General features: G+C 36.6%; 23 protein-coding genes and 1 riboswitch. Of the genes, 13 read left to right on the top strand and 10 right to left on the bottom strand.

The window, feature by feature from the left end:
* Window positions 1-102: 102 nt before the first annotated feature.
* From ABF682_RS09210 to ABF682_RS09190, 5 genes are read right to left on the bottom strand one after another with little or no spacing between them, the layout of a single operon-like run.
* Window positions 103-444: a DUF202 domain-containing protein gene (locus tag ABF682_RS09210; RefSeq protein WP_289979380.1), complete on the bottom strand. Its 342-nt coding sequence runs from the start codon at window positions 442-444 to the stop codon at window positions 103-105.
* A 31-nt stretch (window positions 445-475) separates the two neighbouring features.
* On the bottom strand, window positions 476-1,321 hold the full coding sequence (locus ABF682_RS09205; protein WP_289979379.1) for a PTS system mannose/fructose/sorbose family transporter subunit IID: 846 nt from the start codon (window positions 1,319-1,321) through the stop codon (window positions 476-478).
* Window positions 1,322-1,323: 2 nt separating this feature from the next.
* Complete coding sequence (locus ABF682_RS09200) at window positions 1,324-2,175, bottom strand: PTS mannose/fructose/sorbose/N-acetylgalactosamine transporter subunit IIC (RefSeq protein ID WP_289979377.1); 852 nt, start codon at window positions 2,173-2,175, stop codon at window positions 1,324-1,326.
* 25 nt (window positions 2,176-2,200) lie between these two features.
* Window positions 2,201-2,695: a PTS system mannose/fructose/N-acetylgalactosamine-transporter subunit IIB gene (locus ABF682_RS09195; RefSeq protein WP_289979375.1), complete on the bottom strand. Its 495-nt coding sequence runs from the start codon at window positions 2,693-2,695 to the stop codon at window positions 2,201-2,203.
* A 14-nt stretch (window positions 2,696-2,709) separates the two neighbouring features.
* Window positions 2,710-3,144 (bottom strand): PTS sugar transporter subunit IIA, encoded by a 435-nt coding sequence (locus ABF682_RS09190; RefSeq protein ID WP_289979374.1) that lies wholly within the window; start codon window positions 3,142-3,144, stop codon window positions 2,710-2,712.
* A 275-nt stretch (window positions 3,145-3,419) separates the two neighbouring features.
* On the opposite strand from ABF682_RS09190, the gene ABF682_RS09185 reads away from it, so the two are divergent.
* The 11 genes from ABF682_RS09185 (at window position 3,420) to ABF682_RS09135 (ending at window position 17,660) form a co-directional block, all read left to right on the top strand.
* Entirely contained in the window at window positions 3,420-5,966 is a 2,547-nt protein-coding gene (locus tag ABF682_RS09185) for a PRD domain-containing protein (RefSeq protein ID WP_415619618.1), read from the top strand.
* A gap of 305 nt (window positions 5,967-6,271) precedes the next feature.
* Window positions 6,272-7,849 carry an HAL/PAL/TAL family ammonia-lyase gene (locus tag ABF682_RS09180; RefSeq protein WP_415619617.1) on the top strand — a complete coding sequence of 526 codons (1,578 nt, stop codon included), beginning with the start codon at window positions 6,272-6,274 and terminating at the stop codon, window positions 7,847-7,849.
* A gap of 12 nt (window positions 7,850-7,861) precedes the next feature.
* On the top strand, window positions 7,862-8,728 hold the full coding sequence (locus ABF682_RS09175; protein WP_415619616.1) for a substrate-binding periplasmic protein: 867 nt from the start codon (window positions 7,862-7,864) through the stop codon (window positions 8,726-8,728).
* Between the two features lie 18 nt (window positions 8,729-8,746).
* Window positions 8,747-9,394, top strand: coding sequence for an amino acid ABC transporter permease (locus ABF682_RS09170; protein ID WP_141054823.1), 648 nt, complete (start codon window positions 8,747-8,749; stop codon window positions 9,392-9,394).
* A gap of 15 nt (window positions 9,395-9,409) precedes the next feature.
* On the top strand, window positions 9,410-10,141 hold the full coding sequence (locus ABF682_RS09165; RefSeq protein ID WP_317759616.1) for an amino acid ABC transporter ATP-binding protein: 732 nt from the start codon (window positions 9,410-9,412) through the stop codon (window positions 10,139-10,141).
* A 48-nt stretch (window positions 10,142-10,189) separates the two neighbouring features.
* On the top strand, window positions 10,190-11,452 hold the full coding sequence (locus ABF682_RS09160; protein ID WP_415619615.1) for a Zn-dependent hydrolase: 1,263 nt from the start codon (window positions 10,190-10,192) through the stop codon (window positions 11,450-11,452).
* Window positions 11,452-12,786, top strand: coding sequence for an amidohydrolase family protein (locus ABF682_RS09155; protein WP_415619614.1), 1,335 nt, complete (start codon window positions 11,452-11,454; stop codon window positions 12,784-12,786). The genes ABF682_RS09160 and ABF682_RS09155 overlap by 1 nt, the downstream gene beginning before the upstream one ends.
* A gap of 21 nt (window positions 12,787-12,807) precedes the next feature.
* Window positions 12,808-14,892: a urocanate hydratase gene (locus tag ABF682_RS09150; protein WP_415619613.1), complete on the top strand. Its 2,085-nt coding sequence runs from the start codon at window positions 12,808-12,810 to the stop codon at window positions 14,890-14,892.
* 6 nt (window positions 14,893-14,898) lie between these two features.
* Entirely contained in the window at window positions 14,899-16,167 is a 1,269-nt protein-coding gene (hutI, locus tag ABF682_RS09145) for an imidazolonepropionase (protein WP_415619612.1), read from the top strand.
* A 37-nt stretch (window positions 16,168-16,204) separates the two neighbouring features.
* Window positions 16,205-16,789: a HutD family protein gene (locus ABF682_RS09140; RefSeq protein WP_289979358.1), complete on the top strand. Its 585-nt coding sequence runs from the start codon at window positions 16,205-16,207 to the stop codon at window positions 16,787-16,789.
* Window positions 16,782-17,660, top strand: coding sequence for a MurR/RpiR family transcriptional regulator (locus tag ABF682_RS09135; protein WP_415619611.1), 879 nt, complete (start codon window positions 16,782-16,784; stop codon window positions 17,658-17,660). Before ABF682_RS09140 ends, ABF682_RS09135 begins: the two co-directional genes overlap by 8 nt.
* Window positions 17,661-17,717: 57 nt before the next feature.
* Here ABF682_RS09135 and ABF682_RS09130 read toward each other — a convergent pair whose 3' ends face one another.
* A complete protein-coding gene (locus tag ABF682_RS09130) occupies window positions 17,718-18,584 on the bottom strand; it encodes an alpha/beta hydrolase (protein WP_415619610.1) in 867 nt (288 codons plus the stop codon).
* 119 nt (window positions 18,585-18,703) lie between these two features.
* Window positions 18,704-19,591 (bottom strand): LysR family transcriptional regulator, encoded by an 888-nt coding sequence (locus ABF682_RS09125; RefSeq protein WP_415619609.1) that lies wholly within the window; start codon window positions 19,589-19,591, stop codon window positions 18,704-18,706.
* Window positions 19,592-19,701: 110 nt separating this feature from the next.
* Between ABF682_RS09125 and ABF682_RS09120 the strand changes: the two genes are divergently transcribed.
* A complete protein-coding gene (locus ABF682_RS09120) occupies window positions 19,702-20,730 on the top strand; it encodes a YeiH family protein (RefSeq protein ID WP_415619608.1) in 1,029 nt (342 codons plus the stop codon).
* Between the two features lie 251 nt (window positions 20,731-20,981).
* Here the strand turns inward: ABF682_RS09120 and ABF682_RS09115 are convergent, their stop codons facing one another.
* The 3 genes from ABF682_RS09115 to ABF682_RS09105 are packed head-to-tail and all read right to left on the bottom strand — an operon-like array spanning window position 20,982 to window position 23,623.
* The gene (locus ABF682_RS09115; protein WP_415619607.1) at window positions 20,982-21,656 is read right to left on the bottom strand and encodes an energy-coupling factor transporter transmembrane protein EcfT; all 675 of its coding nucleotides are present in this window, start codon (window positions 21,654-21,656) and stop codon (window positions 20,982-20,984) included.
* Window positions 21,657-23,066, bottom strand: a complete 1,410-nt coding sequence (locus ABF682_RS09110; protein WP_289979344.1) for an ATP-binding cassette domain-containing protein — start codon at window positions 23,064-23,066, stop codon at window positions 21,657-21,659.
* Entirely contained in the window at window positions 23,063-23,623 is a 561-nt protein-coding gene (locus tag ABF682_RS09105; protein ID WP_289979343.1) for an ECF transporter S component, read from the bottom strand. The genes ABF682_RS09110 and ABF682_RS09105 overlap by 4 nt, the downstream gene beginning before the upstream one ends.
* 138 nt (window positions 23,624-23,761) lie before the next feature.
* A riboswitch (TPP riboswitch) is annotated at window positions 23,762-23,851 on the bottom strand.
* 264 nt (window positions 23,852-24,115) lie between these two features.
* Here ABF682_RS09105 and ABF682_RS09100 point away from each other — a divergent pair.
* The gene (locus tag ABF682_RS09100; RefSeq protein WP_289979340.1) at window positions 24,116-24,364 is read left to right on the top strand and encodes a hypothetical protein; all 249 of its coding nucleotides are present in this window, start codon (window positions 24,116-24,118) and stop codon (window positions 24,362-24,364) included.
* Window positions 24,365-24,366: the final 2 nt, after the last annotated feature.

The following is a 24,366-nucleotide window of genomic DNA, read 5'->3' as shown; positions in this document are numbered from 1 at the left end:
TCGGTCCAGCTTCAACGCAAGATAATTAAGTACAGCTCTAATAATAGCGGAGATGGGGCAAAATTTAAATTTTGCCCCATCTCCTCTATTTATTAAAAAATATTATGAATGGCTAACCTTTTTTCTACGTGAACTCACAGTGTCCTTGTGTGTTTTATAGAAATATTCAAGTTTTTGATCAAAATCATGGATAAGTGCACGAATATTTTGTTGCCCTCTCCAACCTGCATATCCAAATATCATCATGCCCAGAGCACCTACTGCAAACAAGGAGATTCCCAAAATGTTAAGCCAAAAATTTTGGTGGTGGAAAAAGTAAATTAAGACGATTCCAAGACCACTGATAGTAGTCCAAAGCTGAAACCAGTAACCTAAATTTTTAAGCATATGCTTCTGATATGCAACCTCTTCCTCATATCCTTTTTTCATTTCTTGAATTGTCATTTCTACTTTCCTCCTTGTCATTGCGTGTGTTTTAGTAGGAAAGGCCAGGATTGAAGAAGCCAACCAAAACACCAATAAGTGAAATTACTACAAGAATCAACATTGTCCAAATAGCTGAGACATGTCTCTTAGTCATTAACCACCAGCAGAATAAAGTTACAACGACGGTCAATAATCCAGGATAGATACTGTTTAATTTATCTTGAAGATTTAAAAAGACTTTGCCATTTGCTCCATATAATTTAAGTGAAGTTTCAACATTTACCCAAGAAGCCAGAACACCACCAACAACCATACTTCCAACAATTCCGATTGCGCGGCGGATAGCAGCTCCTTGCTTACCAACTAAGAAACTAACGGCTTGATCCCCAAAACGATAACCACGGAAATATAAGAAGCGTTGTCCGAAGTAAGCAATCAGTACCCATGAAACAATGTAGAAAATTGCTCCAAGTGGGGAACCGCCTGTTGACATCCCTAGTGAGATTCCCAGAAGAATAGGGACAAGTGTTCCATCAATTAATGAATCACCAATTCCGGCAATCGGTCCCATAAGGCCAGCACGCATATCATTAATTGTTTCGCCATCAATTTCTTTTCCATTTGCACGTGCTTGTTCCATACTAGCAGTGATACCGACGATCACTGTTCCTAACATGGGGTTGGTATTGAAAAATGCTGTATATGCTTGAATCGCTTTAACTTGATCTTCATGTTTCGGATACAATTTTTTAAGAATTGGCAGCATTGATGCCATGTAACCAAAAGTTTGCATATGTTCTTGTGAAAAACAAGTTAATGCTCCCCAAAACCAGCGATGAAAAGATTTTGTCAGTGTTTTGTGATCAAGCTTTTTTAAGTTATTAGTATTTTCCATAATCAAATATCCTCCTCGTCGTCATCATTCGGCCCTTCAGGCACAGCTTTATTATGGTCGCCACCGCCCTTTGACATTTCAACTTCATACATAATAACTGCAAACAATAGTGAAACAACTGTGACTGAGACCAAGTTGAGTCCCAATGAAGCTGCCAATGTGAAACCTACAAGGAAGGGAATAAAGTCGGCTGTCCGACCTATAATCTGACGAAGTAAGATAGCAATCCCAACACATGGTAACATTCCACCGACTGTGAACAGAGTCTTCATAGCTACGCCATCCATAGGCAGAGCATTTCGTAAGGCTGTTACAGCAGTAGCACCATAATAAGTAAGCAGCATTGTTGGCAAGAATGAGAACAGGGCGTGAGAAATCCAAGGCCAGCCGAAGTTAACAGCAGTTAGTTTATTGAGCTTTCCGTTATGAACATCTTTCCATCCAAATGATTGCCAAACCAAGTTCATAGTAGCAACAGAATAATAAAGTACGGTCCCAACAGTTCCAACTAATGTCCCAACTGACTTAGCAAGGTTAGCTGCACTTCCGCCAAGCGGATTTAATCCTTGTGAAGCAATAGCAACCATTGCTAAGGGAATCCCAATATAAGAAATTGCACGTACATCAGCAGAAACAGTCCCACCAGGTGTAACAAGTGCGATATAAACCAATTGCATAGCAACACCACAAGCAATTCCTAGTTGAAGATCTCCTAGAATAAGGCCACAGATCAGACCACCGACTAATGGACGACCAATTGTATAATTACCGACTGCCTGACCAGCCATACATGAGTTAGAGCATAAGCATGCAAACAGTCCTAAAAGTCCCGCTTGAATCCAACTAATTGTCATTTTTAAATCCTCCTCTTTTTAAAATCTAGTAACCAAATTTCGATTTGAACTTATCCCAATTTCCCAAACGTTGATCGGGCAATAGTGCGAAGTCTACTTTGTATCCTTTTTTTTCAATTGCTTCAAAGGCATCCCCTTCTTCTTGGGTAAATGACTGATTATCTCCAAGTTTTATTGCATTTTCGCGATCGTTACCCGGACCGACAATCACTGTTTTTATATCACTTGGTTTAAAATCCAAGTCAACTAAGATTTTTTTCATATCTAATGGGCTTTTAGTAATCAAGAAATATTTAGTTGCAGAGCTTGCAACCTTATCTTTTACCTGATTAAAATGTTCAAGCGTCCAAACAAATGTTTTTTTGTCGGAAGCCGCTTTGTATGCTCCTGCTAAAATTGGATTGTTAGCAGCTTTATCATTCACAGCAATAATACCATCACATGGATATTCCTTACCCCAGCGAACAGTGATTAGTCCGTGAATCATACGATCATCGATTCTTACAAATGAAATTGACATTGTTATAACCCCCTCTAAATATCGTCGTCAGAAGTTTCTGGTGCTGTAGCTATATCTAAAAACTTAATTGCACCTGTAGCTTCTGACATTATTTTTGCCTTTAATTCAGCATCTTCCATAGCATCCTTAGACATTAGTGCAGTCAGTGCCATGGAAAAATTCATACCACCGATTATAAAACTATCTTGTAACTTGCCGTGTTTATTCAAGGTGTTGCAGACCGTTGTAAGTGGACTGCCACCAATGATATCGGCCAAAATAACAAACTGAGCATCAGTTGGAAGTGTGCTAAGAATTGTTTCAAAGCGATTTTCTAACGTCGTACCAGCTTCATCAGGTTTTAACCCTATGGCAATCACTGAATTAATAGTGTCTCCTGCAAACATACTTAAAGTCTGTCTCAATCCACTTGAGAAGTCACCATGACTAACCAGTAATAAATATTTCATCTAATCTCTTCCCCTCTGTAAAAATAAAGTAAATGAAATTTTACAGAAAAACGATGATAATTGACAAAGACGTGTGAAAAATTTGACACACGAGCAATCTTAATCATCGTGAAGGAAGCACCCCCTTTCATTTGAAAATTTGTAAAACATTTCTAAGATTTGTCTAGACTTAAATCAAGGTAGCGCTTACACTTATTATATTAAGCATATCTTATTAAAAAGTCACTTGAATGTTGTGCTTAATTATGATCACTAGTGCTTAAGGGGGGATTTTTTTGAATGCTATAGAAAAACTTTATGCAGCGATTGCGCAACAATTTCCTGATGAGCGGATTACAACTAATCAGGCTGCTGATATCGTTGGTTTGACGCGAGGTGTGACAAGCAGTTATTTATCTAAGTTAGAAAAACAAGGTAAATTGAAAAAAACCGGAAGCCGACCTGTATATTGGCAAATCAAGCATGAAAAATCGGCTTTTGATGAGTTAATCGGTTTTCGTGGTAGTTTGAGAGATGATATCAATCATGCTGTAGAAGCAATTGTTTATCCAGATCATGGTTTACCAATTTTTATTCTAGGAGCCCATGGAACTGGTAAACTAACGCTTGCTCGTGCCATTTATCAGGAAGCAATTCACCGTGGGATTTTTACCAAAAAAGCAATTTTTGAGACAATTGATTGTGGCAAGTATAAAAATAAATTCAGTGTATTGCAAAGAGAAGTCCAATCAGCTGCAGGTGACAATCTAGGCAACACTCATTCAAGGGCTGATGGTGCGCAAAAAGAGGGTTTCTTATACATCAAAAATTTGCAGGTGCTGCATTCGGAAAAACAGCACGATCTTTTTATGTTTGCTAATCAGCAGGAGGAAACAAATATTCGCTTTATTTTTTCGGCAACTGCAGAATTAACTGACACTAATTATGTTGATTTCAACTGTGCATTAGTGCAAATCAAATTGAGTTCGCTTAATAAGCGTCCACTTGATGAAAGGATTACATTTGTTGGTTTATTTTTACAAAGACAAGCTAACAAAATAGGTAAAAATATCTTAATTTCACCGCATTCACTAATTAAGTTAGCCAAGTTTACTAATATTGTTAGCATTAGTGAACTTAATAATCGAATACAGTTATTGTGTGCTGAAGCATATGCAAAAACTCCGGATGTTAATCAATTAATAATTAATAAGGCTGACAAAAATTCAATTTGTATAATACCCAACCAGCAATTATTGGAAACAAGAATTACTTCGTTAGTCACGAGTGCACTGCAACTTGGTCCAACAGCTAATAACTTGCTTGAAGGGCTGTCGGAGTCGCTACTTGGCGGAGAGACTATTATTGAGCAGAACTTCTTAGTGCTTAAAGCGCTTAATCAAGTAGACACCACGGTTAGTGAATCACTCTTGACAACACTCGCACAAACAATTCGACAAGTTGCACAGGAAGCTATTACACATCGCTATGGAATTGTTTTTCAAAATGATGAGAACTTTTGGCGCTACATGGCACTTGCATTTGTATTTGCCAATCTATGCAGCGAGAATCTGCCTGCTGCCGAATCTACTCATAAGATTCAGGCTGAAGTTAAGAATCGCTATCCAAGGAGTCATTATCTGTTCAAGCAGCTACTTACAGAGATAGCTCCCCAAAATATTCAGAGTGCATACTACTATATTCCATTTTTTGTGTTGATGGCACAATGTTCGGAGAAACTTGAATCAGTTCACTACAATGCAATTTTACTTACGCATGGAGAACATACAGCATCAAGTATTCAACAAGTTGTCAATACACTTTGCGGTAATTATTTTTTTGAGGCCTTTGATATGCCTATTGATGTCTCCATCAATAGAATAAATGCGTATGTACGAGATTACTTAGTTGATCAAGGTTCTTCTCCAAAGGGTAATATTATTTTGTTTGATATGGGTTCATTAAGAGAAATGTTCAGAGAAATTAAAAAGGTATCTGATCAGGAACTTTTAGTTGTTAATAACGTTACAACTGCGATGGCTCTTGATATTGGGCTGCGGATTCAACGTAATGAGATTTTTCAATCGATTGCAGAGGCTAGTCAAAATTATAGCTCAAGCACTGATGCACAGTATTATGAGGGATTATCAAATCGAAAGAACATTATTGTTTCCTGCATGTCAGGTGTGGGTCTCTCGGAAGAATTAAAAAAGTTGATTGAAGAGACACTTTCTCCATCATTGGAAGTAATTGCTCTTGATTACAAGCATCTCCATGCATTGCTAAAAAATAATGATCGCCAGTTTTTTTCGAATACACAGCTGATCTTAACTACGACAGATGTTAGTGGTGACATGGGAATTGATATTATTAATATTTATAATATTTTTGATAAAACAGTTTCGTCAAAACTAGAAACAATTCTTCTACAAACGGGAGAAAATCAGCAATCAAGTAATTTACTGATTGAGCGATTATTACGCTTTTTATCGATTGAAGGAATCCGTGGGCGGTTGCAAATCCTGAATCCAGACGTTGTTATTCAAGAAAGTCAGGATATCGTGTCACACTATGAGAATTTCTATAATGTAAAATTTGAACCAAGACTGAAATTAAATCTATATATGCATTTATCGCTCATGATTGAACGAATGCTGGTAAGTACAACAGCTTCAGAGAATTCATTCCAAGAAGCAGCTTTAACTCCTAGAAAGAAAGATTTCATTTCTCTTTCTAGTGGAATTTTCCAACCTGTGGAGCAAAAGTTCAATATTAAGGTTCAAGATTACGAGATCGAGTTGCTTTATCAACTCCTCAAAGATTTTATTTTTACCGATAAGTAGAGTAGAGGTTTGGTTAATATTCAAATGGAAAACAAGGCTCAGGGGAAGGAGCCCTGTTTTTTTATATGCAATAGAGAAAGATAATACTTTGTTTAATTATAAAATAAGCGCTTTATTAATTTTTTTTAATGTTATTTTAATTTTAAGATTGATTAATACACGCTAATATAATATTCTTTTCATCACAGTAATGAATTCATCAATTTATAAACTATATTGATAATTGCATTATTCTTAATAATGAAAGAAATTCGAAATATATGTGAACGTAATTTTTTTAATATGTCATAAGGAGGTGTCAGTAGTTGAATTTTGAAGCAGTCTTACGTGGAAATCCGAGAAAAATAAAAAAAGTGGTACTTGGTGAGAAGGAAATAAGCATCACTGATTTTATAGCTGTGACTAACTATGATGCGATGGTAGAGTTCGACGATATCTATACTACGAGAGTCACAAATTCTCATAATAATTTGAATGAAGCATTGCTCTCAAGTAAGAAAATCTATGGAGTTAATACAGGACTTGGTGATAATTGGAACAAAAGTATTGATTTGCAGGTTCAAAATAAATTGCAAAAAAATATTCTGAGATCACATGCTGTTGCTGTAGGAAATCCAATTAGCTATGAGGAAACTAGAGCAATTATGATGATGACACTTATAAGCTTAGGTAGAGGATTTTCAGGTGTCTCGATTGAAACTTTAGAAAGTGTTAAGAAGTTGCTTAACGCTAAAATTTATCCTTTTGCACCAGGTGAAGGTTCAGTTGGATATCTTAGTATTGAAGCCCATATTTACAGGGTAATGATTGGCGAGGGAAAAGTTTTTGAAAATAATCAATTAGTGGACTGCAAGGAGGTACTTGAGGAAAAAGGATTAAAAATACCAATACTAAAATCTAAGGAAGGGTTGGCTTTGATTTCAGGAACAATGTCAGTTACTGCGATTGCTCTTTTAGCAACTTATAGCATATATGAAGATCTTAAAAATATTCAAATCGGTTCGGCAATGAGTATCGAAGGACTGAAGGGTTCATTAAATGAATTCAGTGACAATGTCATGAATCTAAAAAGCCACAGTGAACAAGCAGAAGCTGCAATAAATATAAAAAGAATGTTAGCAGGCAGTAAAAACTTAGAGAAAAATAGTGATTTGCGAGTTCAAGATGCATTGTCTATTAGGACTCTTCCACAAATGATTGGCGCACTCAATAGAGTTTTTAAAGAGACACTAGAAAGTGTGTATGAAGAAATGATTTCAGTAAGTGATAATCCAATTTTAATGAAAGAAAAAGGGCAAATGAACGTATACATGAATGGAAATTTTGATGCTAGTTATGTGTCTCTGCACATGGATTATCTCGTAATTGCAGTTACCAATTTTGTTAATACGATTGAAAGAATTACTAATCGCTTTTTGGATACAAAACTTAGTGGTTTCCCACCTTTTCTAGTTAATTCACCAGGAATAAATAATGGGTTAATGATTGTTCATTACACTATGGCAGGGTTGTTGAATGAAATGAAGCTATTAACTAATCCAGTCAATATAAACAACAGTAGTATGTCAGCTGAACAAGAAGATGTTGTGACGTTTGCATTCTTATCTTCAAAAAAAGCATTGACAGTAAGTAAAAAGTTTAAAGAAATTATCGCTATTTGGTTTTTTGTTTGTAAAGGGGGATTGGACTTTATAGAAAGTAATGAACTTTCGCCAACTATTAAGAAGATGGTTTCTGTTATGGAACAAACGGTCCCATCAGTGGTGGAAGATAGATCTTTTTATGATGACCTTGTTAAGATAAAAAAGCTGCTAAACCAAGGTATATTGATTAATGAAATTGAAGAACACATAGGGGAAATCAAAATTGATTTAAACATCTAGGAGGAAGAAATTATGAAAAAGGGAAAATTATTTTTAGTGGTGAGTATGTTTTTCTTGGTTAGTATGACCTTAGTGGCATGTGGTTCCAATGCTTCTACGAGTAAAAGTAAAACAGTTTCGATTCCAAAAGTTGGTAAAGTTAAGGAGGATAAGAAATTAAGTGCACTATTACCATCAAGAATTAAGAAATCTGGAGAGATAAAAAACGGAATTGATGATGCATATCCACCTATGGATTTCAAGAATAGCAATGGACAGCTTACAGGATTTGATATTGATTTAGACAAAGCTATCGCAGCAAAATTAGGTGTCAAGATTAATAATATTCCAACGGATTGGGATGGAATAATTCCTTCATTGCAATCAAAAAAATTTGATATGGTATTGTCGGCAATGGGAATTACAAAGGAACGTGCAAAAGAAGTATCATTCTCTAAGCCGTATTTTAATGGTGGAATGACCATCATTGTAAACAAAAAAGTAACTAATATTAAGAAAATAAAAAATCTAAGTGATCTAAAGGGTAAAACTGTGGGAGTACAAGCAGGTGCACAAGCAATTGTTGACGAAGTTGATGGTATAAAGGGTATGAAGCAAGTTAAAAAATATGATTCAGCGACATTGGCTCTTCAAGATTTAGCTAATAAGCGAATTGACGCATATGTAGATGATTTTGAGGTTGCAAACTACTACATGCAAAAAGTTCCAGGAACATATTCAAAAGTTGTTTTAAACATTAAAGAACCTTATGGAATCGCCTTTCGTAAGAATGATAGCAAATTACAAAAAGCTGTAGATTCAGCTGTAGATTCACTTAAGAAAGATGGAACATTAACGAAAATTTCAGAGAAATGGTTTGATTACGACGTCTATAAATAAATTTTGGAGGTTACAAGAATGAGTATTGGATTTACTTTGAGCAAGTTACCGATTATGTTGCAGTCCAGCATTATGACTATCGAATTGACTGTTGTATCACTTTTATTTGGGACTATTTTAGCGATAATTATTGCCTTTATGAGAATATCAAAACAGAAAATTATAAATTTAATAGCTAGATTCTATCTATGGATTTTTAGAGGGACACCTTTGATTTTGCAACTCTTCTTCCTATACTATGCCTTGCCATCATGGGGAATAACTTTGGGACCTTTTGCGGCAGCTGTAATTGGTTTGTCACTTAATAGTGCAGCTTATACGGCCGAAATTGTCAGAGGTGGCATAATCTCGATATCTAAAGGACAGTATGAAGCTGCAAATGTATTAGGAATGAGTTACGTGCAGACAATGTTCCATATTGTACTTCCACAAACATTAAGAAATATTCTGCCGGCTATGGGCAATCAGTTTATCGGGATGTTAAAAGATACATCTTTAGTTTCAACTATTGCAATGGTTGAGCTGATGAGAGAGGCACAGTTAATTGGATCAGCAACCTTTAAATACACTGAAGTCTATATAACAGCTGCTTTGATTTATTTATTATTAACTTCAATTTTCTCTTATGTATTTAACAAGTTAGAAACCAAATTATCAGTTTACTAAAGGAGGTTAGTGGTAATGGCGATGCTCAAAGTGGATAAATTAGACAAAATTTTCAATGAACATAAAGTTTTGGATGACATTAACTTGAATGTTGAGAGAGGGGATGTTATTGCAATAATAGGCCCTTCAGGCGCGGGGAAAAGTACATTTTTAAGATGTTTAATCAACCTTGAACAAAGAGACAGCGGATCTGTAAATATTGATGGAATTGAACTTGTTCAAGATGATAAGAAATGTATAGATAAGGTTCAGGAAAAAATGGGAATGGTTTTCCAAAATTTTAATCTTTTTCCACATATGTCTGTACTAAAAAATGTAATGATTGCTCCAATTAGGGTAAAAAAAGCTGATAAAAAAGAAACCGAGGGAAAAGCTAGGGCGTTATTAGAAAAAGTTGGACTGTCGGATCGTGTTGATTATTATCCATCCCAGTTATCAGGTGGACAACAGCAACGTGTCGCGATTGCAAGGGCTCTGGCAATGAATCCAGAATTAATGCTTTTTGATGAACCAACATCTGCTCTTGATCCTGAATTGGTTGGTGAGGTTTTAAAAGTTATGAAAAATTTAGCAGATGAAGGAATGACAATGGTAGTTGTTACTCATGAAATGGGATTTGCCCGTGAAGTCGCAAACAAAGTTGTTTTCATGGAAAATGGAAAGATTATCGAAAGTGGTACACCTAAAGAAATATTCTATGCACCGAAAACAGAACGTACGAAGAAGTTTCTTGAGAAGGTTATATAAGGATATCTTTACAGTAAGAAGGTAATTAAATTGGGAGAAACTAGTATAGTGAATCTAAAAATAAACAAAGAAAGAATTCAACAAAACATTCTTGAATTAGGTGAAATAGGCTTGAGTGATGAAGGTGGTGTCAATCGTTCTCTCGCAAGTCAGGCCGATATTGATTCCCGTGAATGGATTAAGGAATATTGGCAAAAAAATATTGTCAAGAAGATTACAACGGATGTAGGCGCAAACTTATGGGGTGATTACCCTTATAGTAATGAAAAAGAGCTGGCTCCTATAATTGTCGGATCGCACAATGATAGTGTTCCCGAAGGTGGAAAATATGATGGGGCGCTTGGTGTCCTTCTAGCAACAGAAGTAACGCAAACTCTGGCCGAGAACAAGATAAATTTAAGACATCCACTCAAAGTTATTTCACTAACAGGCGAAGAACCAAATCCGTATCAGATTTCCACGCTTGGAAGCAAGATAATATCAGGAGTAGTTGGTCAGGATTATCTTAAAAGATTCAATCATATTGAAACACACGAAGCTCTTTCAGAAGCAATTGACAGATTAGGTGGAGATTTTAAGCATATTGATGAAAATACACTCGCGCCTAATAGTTTTGCAGCTTTTTTAGAATGTCATATTGAGCAAGGTAGAAGATTATTCGAGAGAAATGAGCCTGTTGCTGTGGTTTCAAAGATTACAGGTATCTACCGTGAATTAATTGAATTAAAAGGAGAAGCCAACCATGCTGGGACGACCGACCTTAAACATCGCAAAGATGCATTACTTGCAATGAGCTGGATTAATCTAGAATTGAGAAAGTTTCTAAGTGAATTTGAACCGTGTGATCCTGTCGTTGGAACTATTGGATTTGCAGAAGTCAAACCAAATGCGGCTAATATAATTCCTGGTGAAGTAAGATTCAATATAGATGTTCGTTCGGGTAATTGGGAAAAGGTTCAGCAAACTATTAAGTTCTTGGATCAGTGTTTTATGAAGCTGGAAGAAAAAGGCTTAAAGCTAAATAGAGAGAAGATTCTTAATCAAAAGCCAGCTAATTTGAATGATAAAATAATCGATGCTTTATCCGAAACAGTTGAGCAGAATTTTGGATATCAACCGCAGAAAATGACGAGTATGGCGGGACATGATGCAGCTAATCTGGCTAAAATCGGACGTTCAGGCATGCTCTTCGTAAAAAGTATTGATGGAAAAAGTCATTGTAAGGAAGAATATTCAAGGATTGAAGATATTGAGACAGCAGGGAATGTCTTACTCAATGCAATTCTTAAGTTAGATGAGGAGCTGGACTAATGAATAAAATACTACTTCCTAAGTATATATATTTTAAAGATAATTTTAAAGTGGATTACGGAATTGCCATTGAGGGCAATCGGATTGTCAAAGTTGCTCCTGCTAATGAAGTGATTTCAGAGTTTCCAGATTTTATCCAAAAAGAATATCATGACACGGTTTTTGTACCAGGAACAGTGAATACACATAATCATTCTTTTCAAAGCTTATTGCGAGGAATCGCAATTGATCAACCCTTTTTAAAATGGCGTGATAACTCGTTATATAAGTACTCACCAGAAATGAGACTAGAAGATATTTATAACGGTGCATTATTTGCTTATGCTGAAATGATGAAGTGTGGTGTCACCTCAGTCTGTGATTTCTTTTATTTACATAATTATGGAACTGAGTCGGACGAAGCGGTTATTCAGGCGGCTAAAGACATTGGTATTCGGCTAGTTTTAGCACGTACCATGTACGATTGGGATGGAGCACCTGCGGGTTATCTTGAAACTATCGATGAGGCCGTTAATAATACAAGGCAATTGGCACTGAAATACGAAAATGATTCAATGGTTACTGTTATTCCTGCCCCACACAGCCTTCATGGTGCGAGTCCTAAGATGATTCAAGCAGGTCATAAGCTTGCACTTGAAATGGGAACTAAATTCCATATGCATGTTGCTGAAGAAACCTTTGAAGTTGACGCAATGCTTAAAGAACACAATAAAAGAACTGTTGAGTACTTGGATGAGTTAGGAGTTGTGGATTCTAGCCTAGTAATTACTCATGGAGTATGGCTTGAGGAAAATGAAGTAAAGTTATTGGGAGATAATCACGCAGCACTCAATTACTGTCCATCCAGTAACATGTTCTTAGCTGATGGAATAACTAATATCCCTAGGATGGTTAATAATAATATCAATATTTCATTAGGGAGTGATGGAGCATGTGGCAATAACCGGATTAGTGTTTTTGAAGAAATGCGAATGACAGCTTTGCTGCAAAAGGCGGTTACAAGAGATGCGCTTTGTGTTAAATGTAAGCAAGCATTTGATATGGGAACAAAAAACGGTGGTAAGCAACTTGATCTGAATGTGGGGGAAATAAAAGCGGGCCAACTTGCTGACTTTGTAGGAATTGACTTGAATAACTTCTCAATGAATCCATTGAGCACCAACTTAGAACAGATGTTGCCAAATATTGTCTATTCACTGCAACCTGATGCAATCTCGACTGTAATTATTGACGGAGAAGCGACTGTTGAAGACGGAGAATTGGTTAAAGTATCTGAAGCTGCAGTCTTGAGTAAGGTCAATGATACTATGAAATATTTTGAAACGATAAATTAATATGAAAGGCGGCAGACTAAAATGTCAGATCTCAAAGAGCAGGATAAGAAAATGATAGATACATTAGGTAAAATAATGGAAGCTGGGGGACCAACACTGATTGAATTGACATTAATTGAAAATGATCAACTTCCAGAATATCCAGAATTTGTTGAAGGAATCAGAAGAGCACCTTCACGTGGGTTTAGACTAACTGAGGCACAGACCAAAATAGCCTTGAGGAATGCTTTAAGATATATTCCAGTCAAGTTTCATGAAAAATTAATTCCAGAGTTTTTGAACGAATTATATACAAAAGGCCGAATTTATGGTTATAGATTTAGACCAGCAGGCCGAATTTATGGGCATTCAATTAACGATTACAAGGGTAACTGTGTTGAAGGTAAGGCTTTTCAAGTCATGATTGAGAATAATCTTGACTTTGAGGTCGGGCTTTATCCGTATGAACTTGTTACTTATGGTGAAACTGGTAGTGTGTGTCAGAATTGGATGCAATATCGACTTATCAAGAAATATCTAGAAAGATTAACGAGTAAGCAAACTTTGGTGATTGAGTCAGGACATCCAGTCGGGTTATTTCCATCAGATGAATCTGCACCCAGAGTTATTATCACTAATGCTTTAATGATAGGTGAATTCGATAATCAAAGTGATTGGGAAATTGCTGAAGAAATGGGTGTTGCGAACTACGGGCAAATGACTGCCGGTGGATGGATGTATATTGGTCCGCAAGGTATTGTCCATGGTACATATAATACACTATTGAATGCGGGACGCCAAAAGTTAGGGATTCCATTAGACGAAGATTTAGCGGGAAAATTATTTATTAGTTCAGGTCTAGGAGGTATGAGCGGAGCACAACCCAAGGCTGCAAAAATAGCTGGGGCGGTCTCAATTATTGCAGAGGTTGATCCTTCGAGAATTAAAACAAGACATGACCAGGGATGGGTTGATCTTTCCCTTTCGGATTTGCATGAAGTGTTTGCGAGAGCCAAAAAAGCACAAATAGAGGGCAAAGCTTTATCAATTGCCTATGAAGGAAATGTAGTAGATCTTCTAGATTATGCTGTTACAAATGATATTAAGGTTGACTTGTTATCAGATCAGACATCGTGCCATGCAGTTTATGAGGGAGGGTACTGCCCACAAGGGATTACCTTTGATGAAAGGACCAAGCTGCTTGGAGAAAATCGCACTAAGTTCAATCAATTAGTTGATGAAACATTGAAGAAACACTTTGAATTAATCAAAAAATTGGATAAAGAGGGAACCTATTTCTTTGATTATGGCAATTCTTTCTTGAAAGCTGTTTATGATGCAGGAGTGAAAGAAGTTTCAAAGAATGGTGTTGATGACAAGGATGGGTTTATCTTTCCATCCTATGTTGAGGATATCATGGGACCTAATTTATTTGACTATGGATATGGTCCTTTCAGATGGGTATGTCTATCGGGTAAGAAGGAGGATTTGCAAAAAACCGATGAAGCTGCAATGGAATCGATTGATAAAAATCGACGTTATCAAGATATGGATAACTACAATTGGATTAGAGATGCAGAAAAAAATGAGCTTGTTGTCGGAACACAAGCGCGAATTTTGTATCAAGATGCGCTTGGCAGAATTCAAATTGCTCTCAAATTCAATGAACTTGTTCGTGAAGGTAAGGTAGGACCTGTGATGATAGGACGTGATCATCACGATGTTAGTGGGACAGATTCTCCATTTAGAGAAACTTCAAATATTCATGATGGCAGTAACGTTATGGCGGATATGGCAGTTCAATGTTTTGCTGGAAACGCGGCCCGTGGGATGAGTCTGGTTGCTTTACACAATGGTGGTGGTGTTGGTGTAGGACGTGCCATTAATGGTGGATTTGGACTTGTTTTAGATGGGAGCACTCGTGTTGATGAGATTATTAAGAAAGCAATTTTGTGGGATGTGATGGGTGGCGTTGCTAGAAGAAATTGGGCAAGAAATGAGCATGCAATGACAACGACAGCGGAATTTAATCAGAAATATCAGGATGCGGCACACATAACAGAACCATATTTAGTTGCTGACCAATTAATTAATTCGGCTGTTAATCAAAGTTTTCCAAAGGAGTAATACACAATGACGAACTTATTAATTGTACACATTAATCAAATTGCCACACCAACGGGGGAAAGCCAGCGACATGGAGCACAAATGAATGAAATAAGTCTTGTTCAGGATGGAGCTATTTATGTAGTTGATGATTTAATCGTGAATGTTGGAAAAACTGCAGAAGTGTTGGCTGATCTTAGAAAGAAAAATATTACAGATTTTGACGAAGTAATTGATGCAACCGGGCAAGCAGTTGTTCCTGGATTTGTTGATTCACATACCCACTTTTTATTTGCGGGATACCGCGTTGAAGAATTCTACGAGAGAGTGTCCGGTTCTTCATACATGGAGATTATGGCAAATGGTGGTGGAATTCAAGCAACTGTCGAGGCAACCAGAGAAGCCGGGTTCGAAGAGTTAAAAAAACTAGGTTGGCGAAGATTAAATGAAATGATTATACAAGGTGTGACAACTGTTGAAGGTAAGAGCGGTTATGGGTTAGATAAGGAGACTGAAATCAGACAGCTTCGTGTCTTGCAAGAACTAGCAGTCTCACAGCCAGTGGACCTCGCAATCACTTATCTTGGAGCACACGCAGTGCCACTCGAATTCAAGAATGATAGTGAAGGTTATTTAAACTATATGATTGATGAAATTTTACCGCAGATTAAAGCAGAGAAACTAGCTGAATTTGTTGATGTCTTCTGTGATGAAGGGGTATTCGACTATCAACAATCACAAAAATTGTTGGAAGCAGCCAAAGCACTCGGTTTTAAAGTCAAAATGCATGCAGATGAGATTGCTAATTTAAATGGAGCAGAGTTGGCCGCAAGTATTGAGGCAACCTCGGCTGATCATTTGATTAAGATCTCTTCAGAGGAGATCAAGAAGTTAAGTGAGAAACAAAAAACAGTGGCTACGTTACTCCCATGTACTGCATTTTGTCTTCAGGAAAATTTTGCACCTGCTCGAGAGTTAATAGATAATAATTGTGCAGTTGCGCTAGCTTCGGATTATAATCCAGGGAGTTCGTTTACTTGTTCAATTCCATTGATTATTGCGTTAGCAAGCTTCAAGATGAAGATGACAATGGGTGAAGTGCTCACAGCGCTTACTCTTAATGGAGCTGCTGCACTAGACATTGCAGATAAAAAAGGAAGTATTGAAGTTGGTAAAGTTGCAGATTTAGTATTCTTGAAATATCCAGATTATCGCTATCTTATGTACAATACAGGTAGTAATGTTGTAAATAGGGTAATCAAGAGCGGCAAGGTGGTTTTTGAAAATTTAGGATAGCGACAAGAATTTACTTATAAATTTTTGTGGAGGAAATATGGCTAAAATATGTTTAAAAAGAGCTAGCGAGTTTAAGACAACAAGGTGGTCTGGTGGGCAAACAACTGAATTATATATATATCCAGCGGGAAGCTTATATGAAAATAGAGATTTTGGTTTTAGATTATCTTTTGCCACAGTTGAGGTTGATAAAAGTAAGTTCACGTCATTATCAGGTTATAAGCGCATAATAATGCCGCTGACAAATCCAATTGAGTTGGTAAATAATAGTAAAACTACACGATTAATTCCTGGACAATCGTTTAATTTTGCGGGGTCTGACTTGATAGAGTCAAGGGGTGTTTCAAAAGATGTAAATCTGATGCACACTAGTGATTTTGCAGGACAGATTAGTACAATAGATGATAATTCGGATAATAAACTCAACTCATCTTGGGAGCATCTTTGTTTGTATAATCTTGGAGGGAAAAGGATAGTAACTATTAAAGATCAAAAGTTAAATGTTGGCTTAGGAGATTGTGTTATTATTAACAATATTAATAGGGAAAATTTAGAAATTAAAATTGAGATTTCTGGAAATAAGAAAAAGCTGATTCTATTCGAAGTGAAAAAAGGTGATTAATCTGTCTGATATAAGAATAAAAGAAATAAAAAATAAAGAAGAACTACTGGAAAGACTCATGGTTGTCGGTAAAACCTCGGCAGTTAATAAAAAAATAGCAATGTATGTTGAAAAAAACTATAATGCGATTGTTTTCATGACAGCAGATAAGATCAGTCAAGAAATTGGAGTCAGCCAAGGTAGTATTTCGCGGTTTTGTGTGAAGATGCAATATCGTGGATATAATGACTTCCTAAGATATTTACAGAAGATTATCAGCTCTGAGATGACTACGAGTAAGCGCTTTTCGATGTTAGACAAAGAAGATGACAACGATAAGAATTTGAATATATTGAATCAAGAAGTTAATAATTTACAAGAACTACAAGAATTGGCTCAAACTCCAGAGTATGCCAAAGCCGTGAATTTAATTGCAAAAAGTAAAAAAGTGTTTCTGATTTCCAACAGGATGTCAGCAACAATTCTTCCTTATATGAACTATATATTGAGTAGATTACGTCCTGATGTTTTTGAATTGAGGTATGGTTCACCTGAATGGGAAAATATTGATTTAACCTCACCAGAAGAGGTTGTGGTCTTCACAACAGTTTTCCCCAGGTATTCGCGAACATTGCTAGAAAAAAATAAAAGGCTAAAAAATAAAGGCTTCAAGATTGTCGCATTGACTGACAGCAGGTTGTCGCCCATTGTACCATATGCTGCTGTATCACTAATAACACCAATTACAGTTTCATCGGTGTTTGATGTTTATAGTACTCCATTATTGTTAATTAATTTATTAATGAGGGATGTGTCAAAAAAGATTCCTAATATTGATAAAAGACTAGATGAGATAGAGAAAAGCAATAAAGCGAATAATTCCTTTTTTTAATGTTGCAGGGATAGAAAGTTCAGCAGATGAAGCATTAATTGACAAAAGTTAGTTTATTTATGATGACCTATCATTATCTCTTCCCCAGACAAATTTAATTATTCTTTGGCTTACTTCGGGATTTTGCCGGAGCATATGATGACGAGCATCCCAGCCTCTAAATTCAACCTGATGATAGCTCTTTGCGCGGTTACCAATCAAATATTTAAGCGAGCGAGCAGAGGTAGTGCTGACGCGACCATCTGACTCGGACCCATTGTCCAAGTTGCCATAGATATTAAGTACATGTACTTGGTCAATGGGATAGTTTTCCTTACGATTCAGTAAAAAATGATAGAAGTTACTCATTTTTCGTGGGCGGCTATCAGCATTTAAGCTATTGTTTGGAAACCGGAAGCCATCAATGTTTGAGCCATCAAATGGTCCTGCAATATCAACTTGATGAATTAGTCGTGCAGTCTTTTTTTCGTGTCCAAGTAAATAATACATTAAATCAAGATTTCCTAATGAATGAGCAACAACATTATATTTTGTAAAATGGTGCTGTGATTGTAGTTGATTCAAAACTTTACCAAACCAAAAGCCATAACGGTGATAGTTACGGTTATGATTAGCAATAAAATTAACCTCTATCAATGGATTATAACTTTTATTTGTCCAGCGATAACCATGTAAGATGCGAATTGCACCATTGCGTCGTACATTCGCTCGAATGACAGTATTTGTTACCCCATTTTCAATTGCCGAGTTTACCATGTATCGTTCAGCACGATAACTGCTGCCGTATCCGTGAATGAAGAAAGTAGGCATATCAGTTTTCTTGAAGCCTGCTTTTTTGATAGTGTCACTATGGGCAAGTTCCCAACTTGAAGTACACCCCAATAATATTATTAAGATGGTAAATAATAATTTGTGTCTTAGCATAATTTCCCCTAACTTACGTAACAAATTGAATCCCTTTGAGTCAGAATATCATATTGATGGGGAAAATGATGATAGAAGTATACATAATATAATCTGATTTTTAGAATGTTTATAAATACTTAATTATTTAATGCTTCGAGTGCTTGGAGCCACTGTTGATAATCAGGAGCAAAAAAACTTTCTTTAGAGTAAACAAAATAAAGCTCATGTTCAACGATTCCTCGTTGCAGGGGTAATTGTTTAAGGGTCCCCTTGGTCAAGTCATTTTCTACTAAAATCTTATATAAGAAACTAATTCCTAGTCCATCTTTGACAAGTAACCGCAATAAAGTTGGTTCGGAAATCGTTAGCAGTTGTGAAAAATCGCTCAGGCTAATGTTTTCTTTTTGTGCAAGAAAAGTTAAAATCTCTCGTGACCCGGAGCCATCTTCTCTTATGATTAAAGGATATGATAGTAAGTCATTCCAAGTTACGCTCTCCTTTTGGGCCAGCGGATGTGTGCAACTTACAATGGGTATGAAAGGTTCTTTTCTGATGATATGATATGAAAAGTCGTGTTTATCGAAATTGCCTTCGACAATGCCAAAATCGATTGTACCGTTATCGATCTGCGCTAAAATACTCGCGGTGTTTCCAGAAATACATTTTAGCGCAGTGAAATTTGCTTTATTCAACATAATTGAAATCAATTTTTTGCCAATCACTTCACCCAGAGAACGTGTAATGCCAAAAGAAATTTCACGCTTTTGATTATCATTTTGCAGATTATTCAGTACTTTAACAGCTTGTGCTTGAGTTCGAGTTAAAAAAGCTGCAAGCTGTCTACCAGCAAGTGTTAGGGTCAGCTTGGGGCGCTTATAAACAACCAATTTCAAAGCAAGACTTGCTTCAAGTCTTTGAATTTGTTGTGTCACAGCGGGTTGAGAGATAAAGAGTTGCTGTGCAGTTTTTGTGTACGAGAGAGTCTGGCTAAGAACTAAAAATGTTTGGTATTCTTGAGAAATCATTAGAGCCTCCTATATAACGTATGGTTATACTAATATAATAAATCATAATTTTATTTTATGGGTAATAATTAGTATGATTAGTTTGTAAATTGTTGAAAGAGGGATTGGAAATGATAGGAACGATAAAAAGTTATTCGTTTTGGCTTGCTTTTATGATGACATTACTTTGTGCGATAATTGGGACATTTTTGGCACAATTACCATATTTATCACTTTTTGGAGCATTAATCATTGCGTTGATTCTGGGAATGATCTTCCAGTCTTCAAAGAAATTGGTAAGTCGAGCAAGTCGTGGAATAGCATTTATTTCAAATAAGTTTTTGCGTTTAGGAATTATTTTACTTGGGTTTAAGTTAAATTTGATTCAGTTGGCACAGGCAGGCATTAAAACAATCGTACTAGCAATTGTTATTGTCACAGGAACAATTTTTTTAACATATCTTATTGAAAGAAAATTTGGAGTAGAGCCTGAACTGGCAATCTTAGCAGCAAGTGGGACAGGAATCTGCGGGGCAGCTGCTGTAATGGGAATCTCCCCACAGATTAAGGTAGCTCCAGAGAAATTAGAGCGGCAACATGAAAATGAAGTTCTGGCAGTTGCAATTGTTGCAATTATGGGAACAGTTTTCACATTTATTGATTTAGGACTGAAGCCATTACTCGACTTGACACCTACACAATTCGGTGTTTTTGTGGGTGGCTCATTACATGAAATTGCTCATGCGGTGGCTGCAGGGAGTGCTGCTGGGCCGGTAGGTTTAGATAATGCAATAATTACCAAGCTCTCACGGGTATTGATGCTGGCTCCCGCAGCCTTATTGATTGGCTTCTGGTATCAGAAAAAGAGTAAACAAGATGGGACTAATGAGACCGCGACTGCAAAGTTACCAATTCCTTGGTTCATGGCAGGATTCATTCTTGCCAGTGTTATAGGAACTTTTGCACCACTTGGCACTAATATGTTGAATATTTTGGTTAAGGCTGCATATATCTTCTTAGGAATGGCAATGTCTGCACTAGGAATGAGTGTTAATTTTAGAGTAATATTAAAGAGAGGGCTCCCTGCATTTGCGGCGGTGTTTATATCTTCAATTATATTAGGAATATTTGTTCTGGTAGTTAGTAAAATTTGGTTTTAATTATTAATTGAGAGACATGGGTATATGGAATCAAAAAAGGGGAGCTGGGTCAAAAGTAAAATTTTGATTCAGTTCCTCTATTTATTCCGTATAAATATGGTTCATAAGTCAAAACTCAAAACTCAAAACTCTCCGTCTAACTTCGGATTACTCATAGCAAAGTACTCACGATGTTCGTAATTTCGAGTTAGTACTCAAATTTTCCCGACTTATGGCACAGCATTTCCTTTATTTTGTTTCTAAAAATACTTTTACCAAGGGCGTACGAGAAATGAAAAAATAAAATAAAGCAGAATTAACAGTGCAGCTAATCCCCATTGCCATTTAGGCAAATTATCCTTATACGTAAGTGTCCGCTGGGCTCCCTCAGTGAATCCTTGAGAGGTCATGGCCTCAGCTAAATCTTGCGACCAATTTAAGGCCACGATAATAATACGAAGATAAAGATTTGGGTTCCAAAAGTGATAGGTGGTCCCGCGCATCATTGCCGAATAACGAATCGTCTTGTACTGACTCTTGATTCTACCTAAAAGATTGAAGGACGCCAATAGTCCGTAAACAAAAGTCGAGGATAAATTCAGATGAAGCGCTAAACTCAACAGAATATCCTTGATGGGGACGGTTAATGTGACAATCGCTCCTAAGTAGAGATAAGCATATACACGAGAGGCATAAATCCATGCAATATGCCAGACATCTCCCGTTCCAAAGGCAATAAACGACCACCAGCTACCCAAAGCTAGTGGAAAAGCATAGAGACTAGTTAGAATTAATAATTTGCTAGATGTCTTGCAGTAGGAGAGATACAGGCAAGTAATAATAATAACACCAATGTTCGTGAAAATACTGTGGGCAAAGGTAATTTGAAGCCCAATTCCAAGCATAATAATCACTAAGACTGCAGGATTAATTCTTTTGCGGTTCAATTAGGGTTCCCCCAATCGTGTAATCGTCTGTGCGCGCATTAAGAATTCATAATCAATGTGTTCAATGACACCTCTGCGTTGATGTGAAATTATTAGTGTTGAACTGTCTAAGTCTTTAGTAGTTTGTTTGATCAATGTGAGCAAGATTGCAAGAGAGCTGATGTCTAACCCCGCAAAAGGCTCATCAAAAAGCATTACAGGTTGAGACATTATTAATATAATAAGAGCTTGTAATTTTTTTTGCTGTCCACCAGAGAGTTGATAGTTAACATGCTCTAATACGTGAGTGAGATTAAGTTTGTTAACTGCATCTTGAACCCGCTTGGCCGTCCAATATTCTGAATGAAGCGAGTTTGATTGTGAGAGTTCTAGTTCTTCGTTAACCCGAAGCTTGATGAATTGGTCACTACTGTTTTGGAAAATATTAGCAACGATTTTAGCCCAATTATTCAGTCTGATTTTTTCAGAAGGTTTACCATTATAAAAGATGTTTCCGCTATACTTTTTTTGATGAGCTAATGCAGCAAAGAGAGTTGATTTGCCAATCCCATTATCACCTGATAAAAGTCCAACATACCCTTTAGGAATACTGAGTGAATTTGGTGACAGCAATAAGCGTTCTCCGATGTGGAAACTTAGATTATGCCACGAAAATGCAGCATTATCGGGTAGGTTCTTCTTTACAATTTTCGTTTGATTCGGTAGTTTTGAAAGCTTGGACAAGGGCAGTTCAAGCAAGTTCTTTGAAGATAATTTGATTTCATATAAATGATTGACGAGTCCAGCGTAATTGGAAATATCATGGTCAGAAATGAAAATAGTCTTATGTTGTGCAATCTGCATTTGTTTTAATTCAGCTAAGATTACAAGTCGTGAAGCAGAGTCAATGTTAGCAAAAGGTTCATCCAAAAAAATAATGGGACTATCAAGAGCGAGAATGGTCGCTAAAGCCACACGCTGCTGTTCACCGCCAGAAAGCGTCTGTAATACTCGATCCTTAAACTGCCATAGATTCAAATTATTAAGAACTGTGGTTGCTTTTTTTGTGATTAAATGAGCTGGATATTGAATATTTTCTAAAGCAAATACTAGTTGTTCAAAGACAGTTTTCATTGCAAACTGTCTACTGGGATTTTGAAAGAGCATCGCAACATGCCGGGCACGCTCAAAGGGGACAATATCTGTAATTTCTTGCCCATTAAGTAAAATGCGGCCACTCTTTTTAGTACCATTGTATTGTGGATAGAGGCCAGACATTAACTTGAAAATAGTGGATTTTCCACTCCCAGAAGGTCCGATTAATAAATTAAAAGAATTTATTGGCAATGTAAAATCAAGGTTGTCAAATATCGGTTCTGAATCCTTTGAATAAGTGAAAGTTAGATCTTCTACTTTTAAGGAAATACTCATTTAATTAATCCAGATTTATCCACTAATTTTTTAATCCAGTATACCAGTATACCAGAGAAGAACCCAATCGAAATAAAACGAATTATAAAGAGGCTGAGCAGCAGTCCGACATGATATGCACTGTATCCGCTTTGAAACCAGTCCCAGATAAAGGTAATGATAGTTGAACCAATCGTAGACAATAATAAACCTAGCTTACCCCAATTTTTGTAACCTGTAGCTGCAAAACCAAGTTCATTGCCAATTCCTTGAACGAAACCGGAGATCAGTGTGGAAGCACCCCAACTTGAAAATAATAGCATCTCAACAGCTGCCGCTAATAACTCTCCTACAACTGACGCCCCAACTTTTTTTAATAATACTCCAGCCAAAGGACCAGCCATAATCCAGACCCCAAGTGTTAAGTCGTTTGCGTAGGGTTTGAGTGGAGTCGCAGCTATTGCATAGTAGGCAAAGCTCCAAACTTGATAGATAATACCGAAAAAAATAGCAATGATCGCCAAGAAAATTACATCTTTGACAGACCAGCCCTTTTTTGTGTGATCAACTGTTTGCATAATAAATCGCTCCCTTTATAATTTGGAGACAACAAAAAGAAATGACTTATGGAACACATTTACCCGAAATCTATAAAGAGGCCAGATCAAAATTTACTTTTTGACCTAGCCCCAGTTTGTTTGCTTTGATTAATATAGTATTAACCGACACAAAGCTCCCTCCGCTGGTATTGTCCAGATCAGGTCAATGGGTAATTCTCAGCCAATTAGGCACCCCAGTTTGTTAATCTCTTGAAAACAATTTCAGTCTAACAAAGATTTTGCAAAATGTAAAGTTGTAAATTCTGTGTACAAATTACCATAGAATTTAAGGTTGAAACTGGGCAATATTCATAATTCTTAGTTGATGTTTGGAGATTCGCACAACATATCACACTCTGATATTAGTCTGAACTATAAATTAGCGGTATAATTAATATTGTTGGTTACCAGCAAAGGATTGAGAGTGGCTAACTTTTTTATAAACGGACTTGATCTCGAGGAGGAATAATGATGAGTAATGAAAAAAGAAGCGAGCAAAATAAACAGATAATCGAGGTTAACGAACTGGGCGAACCTTTCGGTAAGAGCACGCATGTTTCATTTATTTTTAACAGACAGCATTTTAAAGGGATTGTTGAGAAACAGTTGAAGAATTCTGCAATAATTGACTTTGATGATGAGTATAGCGGTTCAGAAACGGCTCTGGATTTAAAACAAAAAGTGGTTGTTAGTTATTCAAAGATGAAACTGCTAAAATAATT

The sequence above is a fragment of the Liquorilactobacillus sp. genome (assembly GCF_047719775.1).
Lineage (GTDB): Bacteria > Bacillota > Bacilli > Lactobacillales > Lactobacillaceae > Liquorilactobacillus.
The sequence above is the reverse complement of the archived record's forward strand: the minus strand, read 5'-3'. Positions and strand labels throughout refer to the sequence as shown.

Coding starts and splice junctions, on each gene's coding strand:
- ABF682_RS09200 (WP_289979377.1), bottom strand. CDS start 2,175: ATGACAATTAGTTGGATTCAAGCGGGACTTTTAGGACTGTTTGCATGC.
- ABF682_RS09210 (WP_289979380.1), bottom strand. CDS start 444: ATGACAATTCAAGAAATGAAAAAAGGATATGAGGAAGAGGTTGCATAT.
- ABF682_RS09150 (WP_415619613.1), top strand. CDS start 12,808: ATGTCAGATCTCAAAGAGCAGGATAAGAAAATGATAGATACATTAGGT.
- ABF682_RS09195 (WP_289979375.1), bottom strand. CDS start 2,695: ATGTCAATTTCATTTGTAAGAATCGATGATCGTATGATTCACGGACTA.
- ABF682_RS09140 (WP_289979358.1), top strand. CDS start 16,205: ATGGCTAAAATATGTTTAAAAAGAGCTAGCGAGTTTAAGACAACAAGG.
- ABF682_RS09165 (WP_317759616.1), top strand. CDS start 9,410: ATGGCGATGCTCAAAGTGGATAAATTAGACAAAATTTTCAATGAACAT.
- ABF682_RS09130 (WP_415619610.1), bottom strand. CDS start 18,584: ATGCTAAGACACAAATTATTATTTACCATCTTAATAATATTATTGGGG.
- hutI (WP_415619612.1), top strand. CDS start 14,899: ATGACGAACTTATTAATTGTACACATTAATCAAATTGCCACACCAACG.
- ABF682_RS09105 (WP_289979343.1), bottom strand. CDS start 23,623: ATGCAAACAGTTGATCACACAAAAAAGGGCTGGTCTGTCAAAGATGTA.
- ABF682_RS09100 (WP_289979340.1), top strand. CDS start 24,116: ATGAGTAATGAAAAAAGAAGCGAGCAAAATAAACAGATAATCGAGGTT.
- ABF682_RS09190 (WP_289979374.1), bottom strand. CDS start 3,144: ATGAAATATTTATTACTGGTTAGTCATGGTGACTTCTCAAGTGGATTG.
- ABF682_RS09170 (WP_141054823.1), top strand. CDS start 8,747: ATGAGTATTGGATTTACTTTGAGCAAGTTACCGATTATGTTGCAGTCC.
- ABF682_RS09175 (WP_415619616.1), top strand. CDS start 7,862: ATGAAAAAGGGAAAATTATTTTTAGTGGTGAGTATGTTTTTCTTGGTT.
- ABF682_RS09110 (WP_289979344.1), bottom strand. CDS start 23,066: ATGAGTATTTCCTTAAAAGTAGAAGATCTAACTTTCACTTATTCAAAG.
- ABF682_RS09125 (WP_415619609.1), bottom strand. CDS start 19,591: ATGATTTCTCAAGAATACCAAACATTTTTAGTTCTTAGCCAGACTCTC.
- ABF682_RS09120 (WP_415619608.1), top strand. CDS start 19,702: ATGATAGGAACGATAAAAAGTTATTCGTTTTGGCTTGCTTTTATGATG.
- ABF682_RS09155 (WP_415619614.1), top strand. CDS start 11,452: ATGAATAAAATACTACTTCCTAAGTATATATATTTTAAAGATAATTTT.
- ABF682_RS09205 (WP_289979379.1), bottom strand. CDS start 1,321: ATGGAAAATACTAATAACTTAAAAAAGCTTGATCACAAAACACTGACA.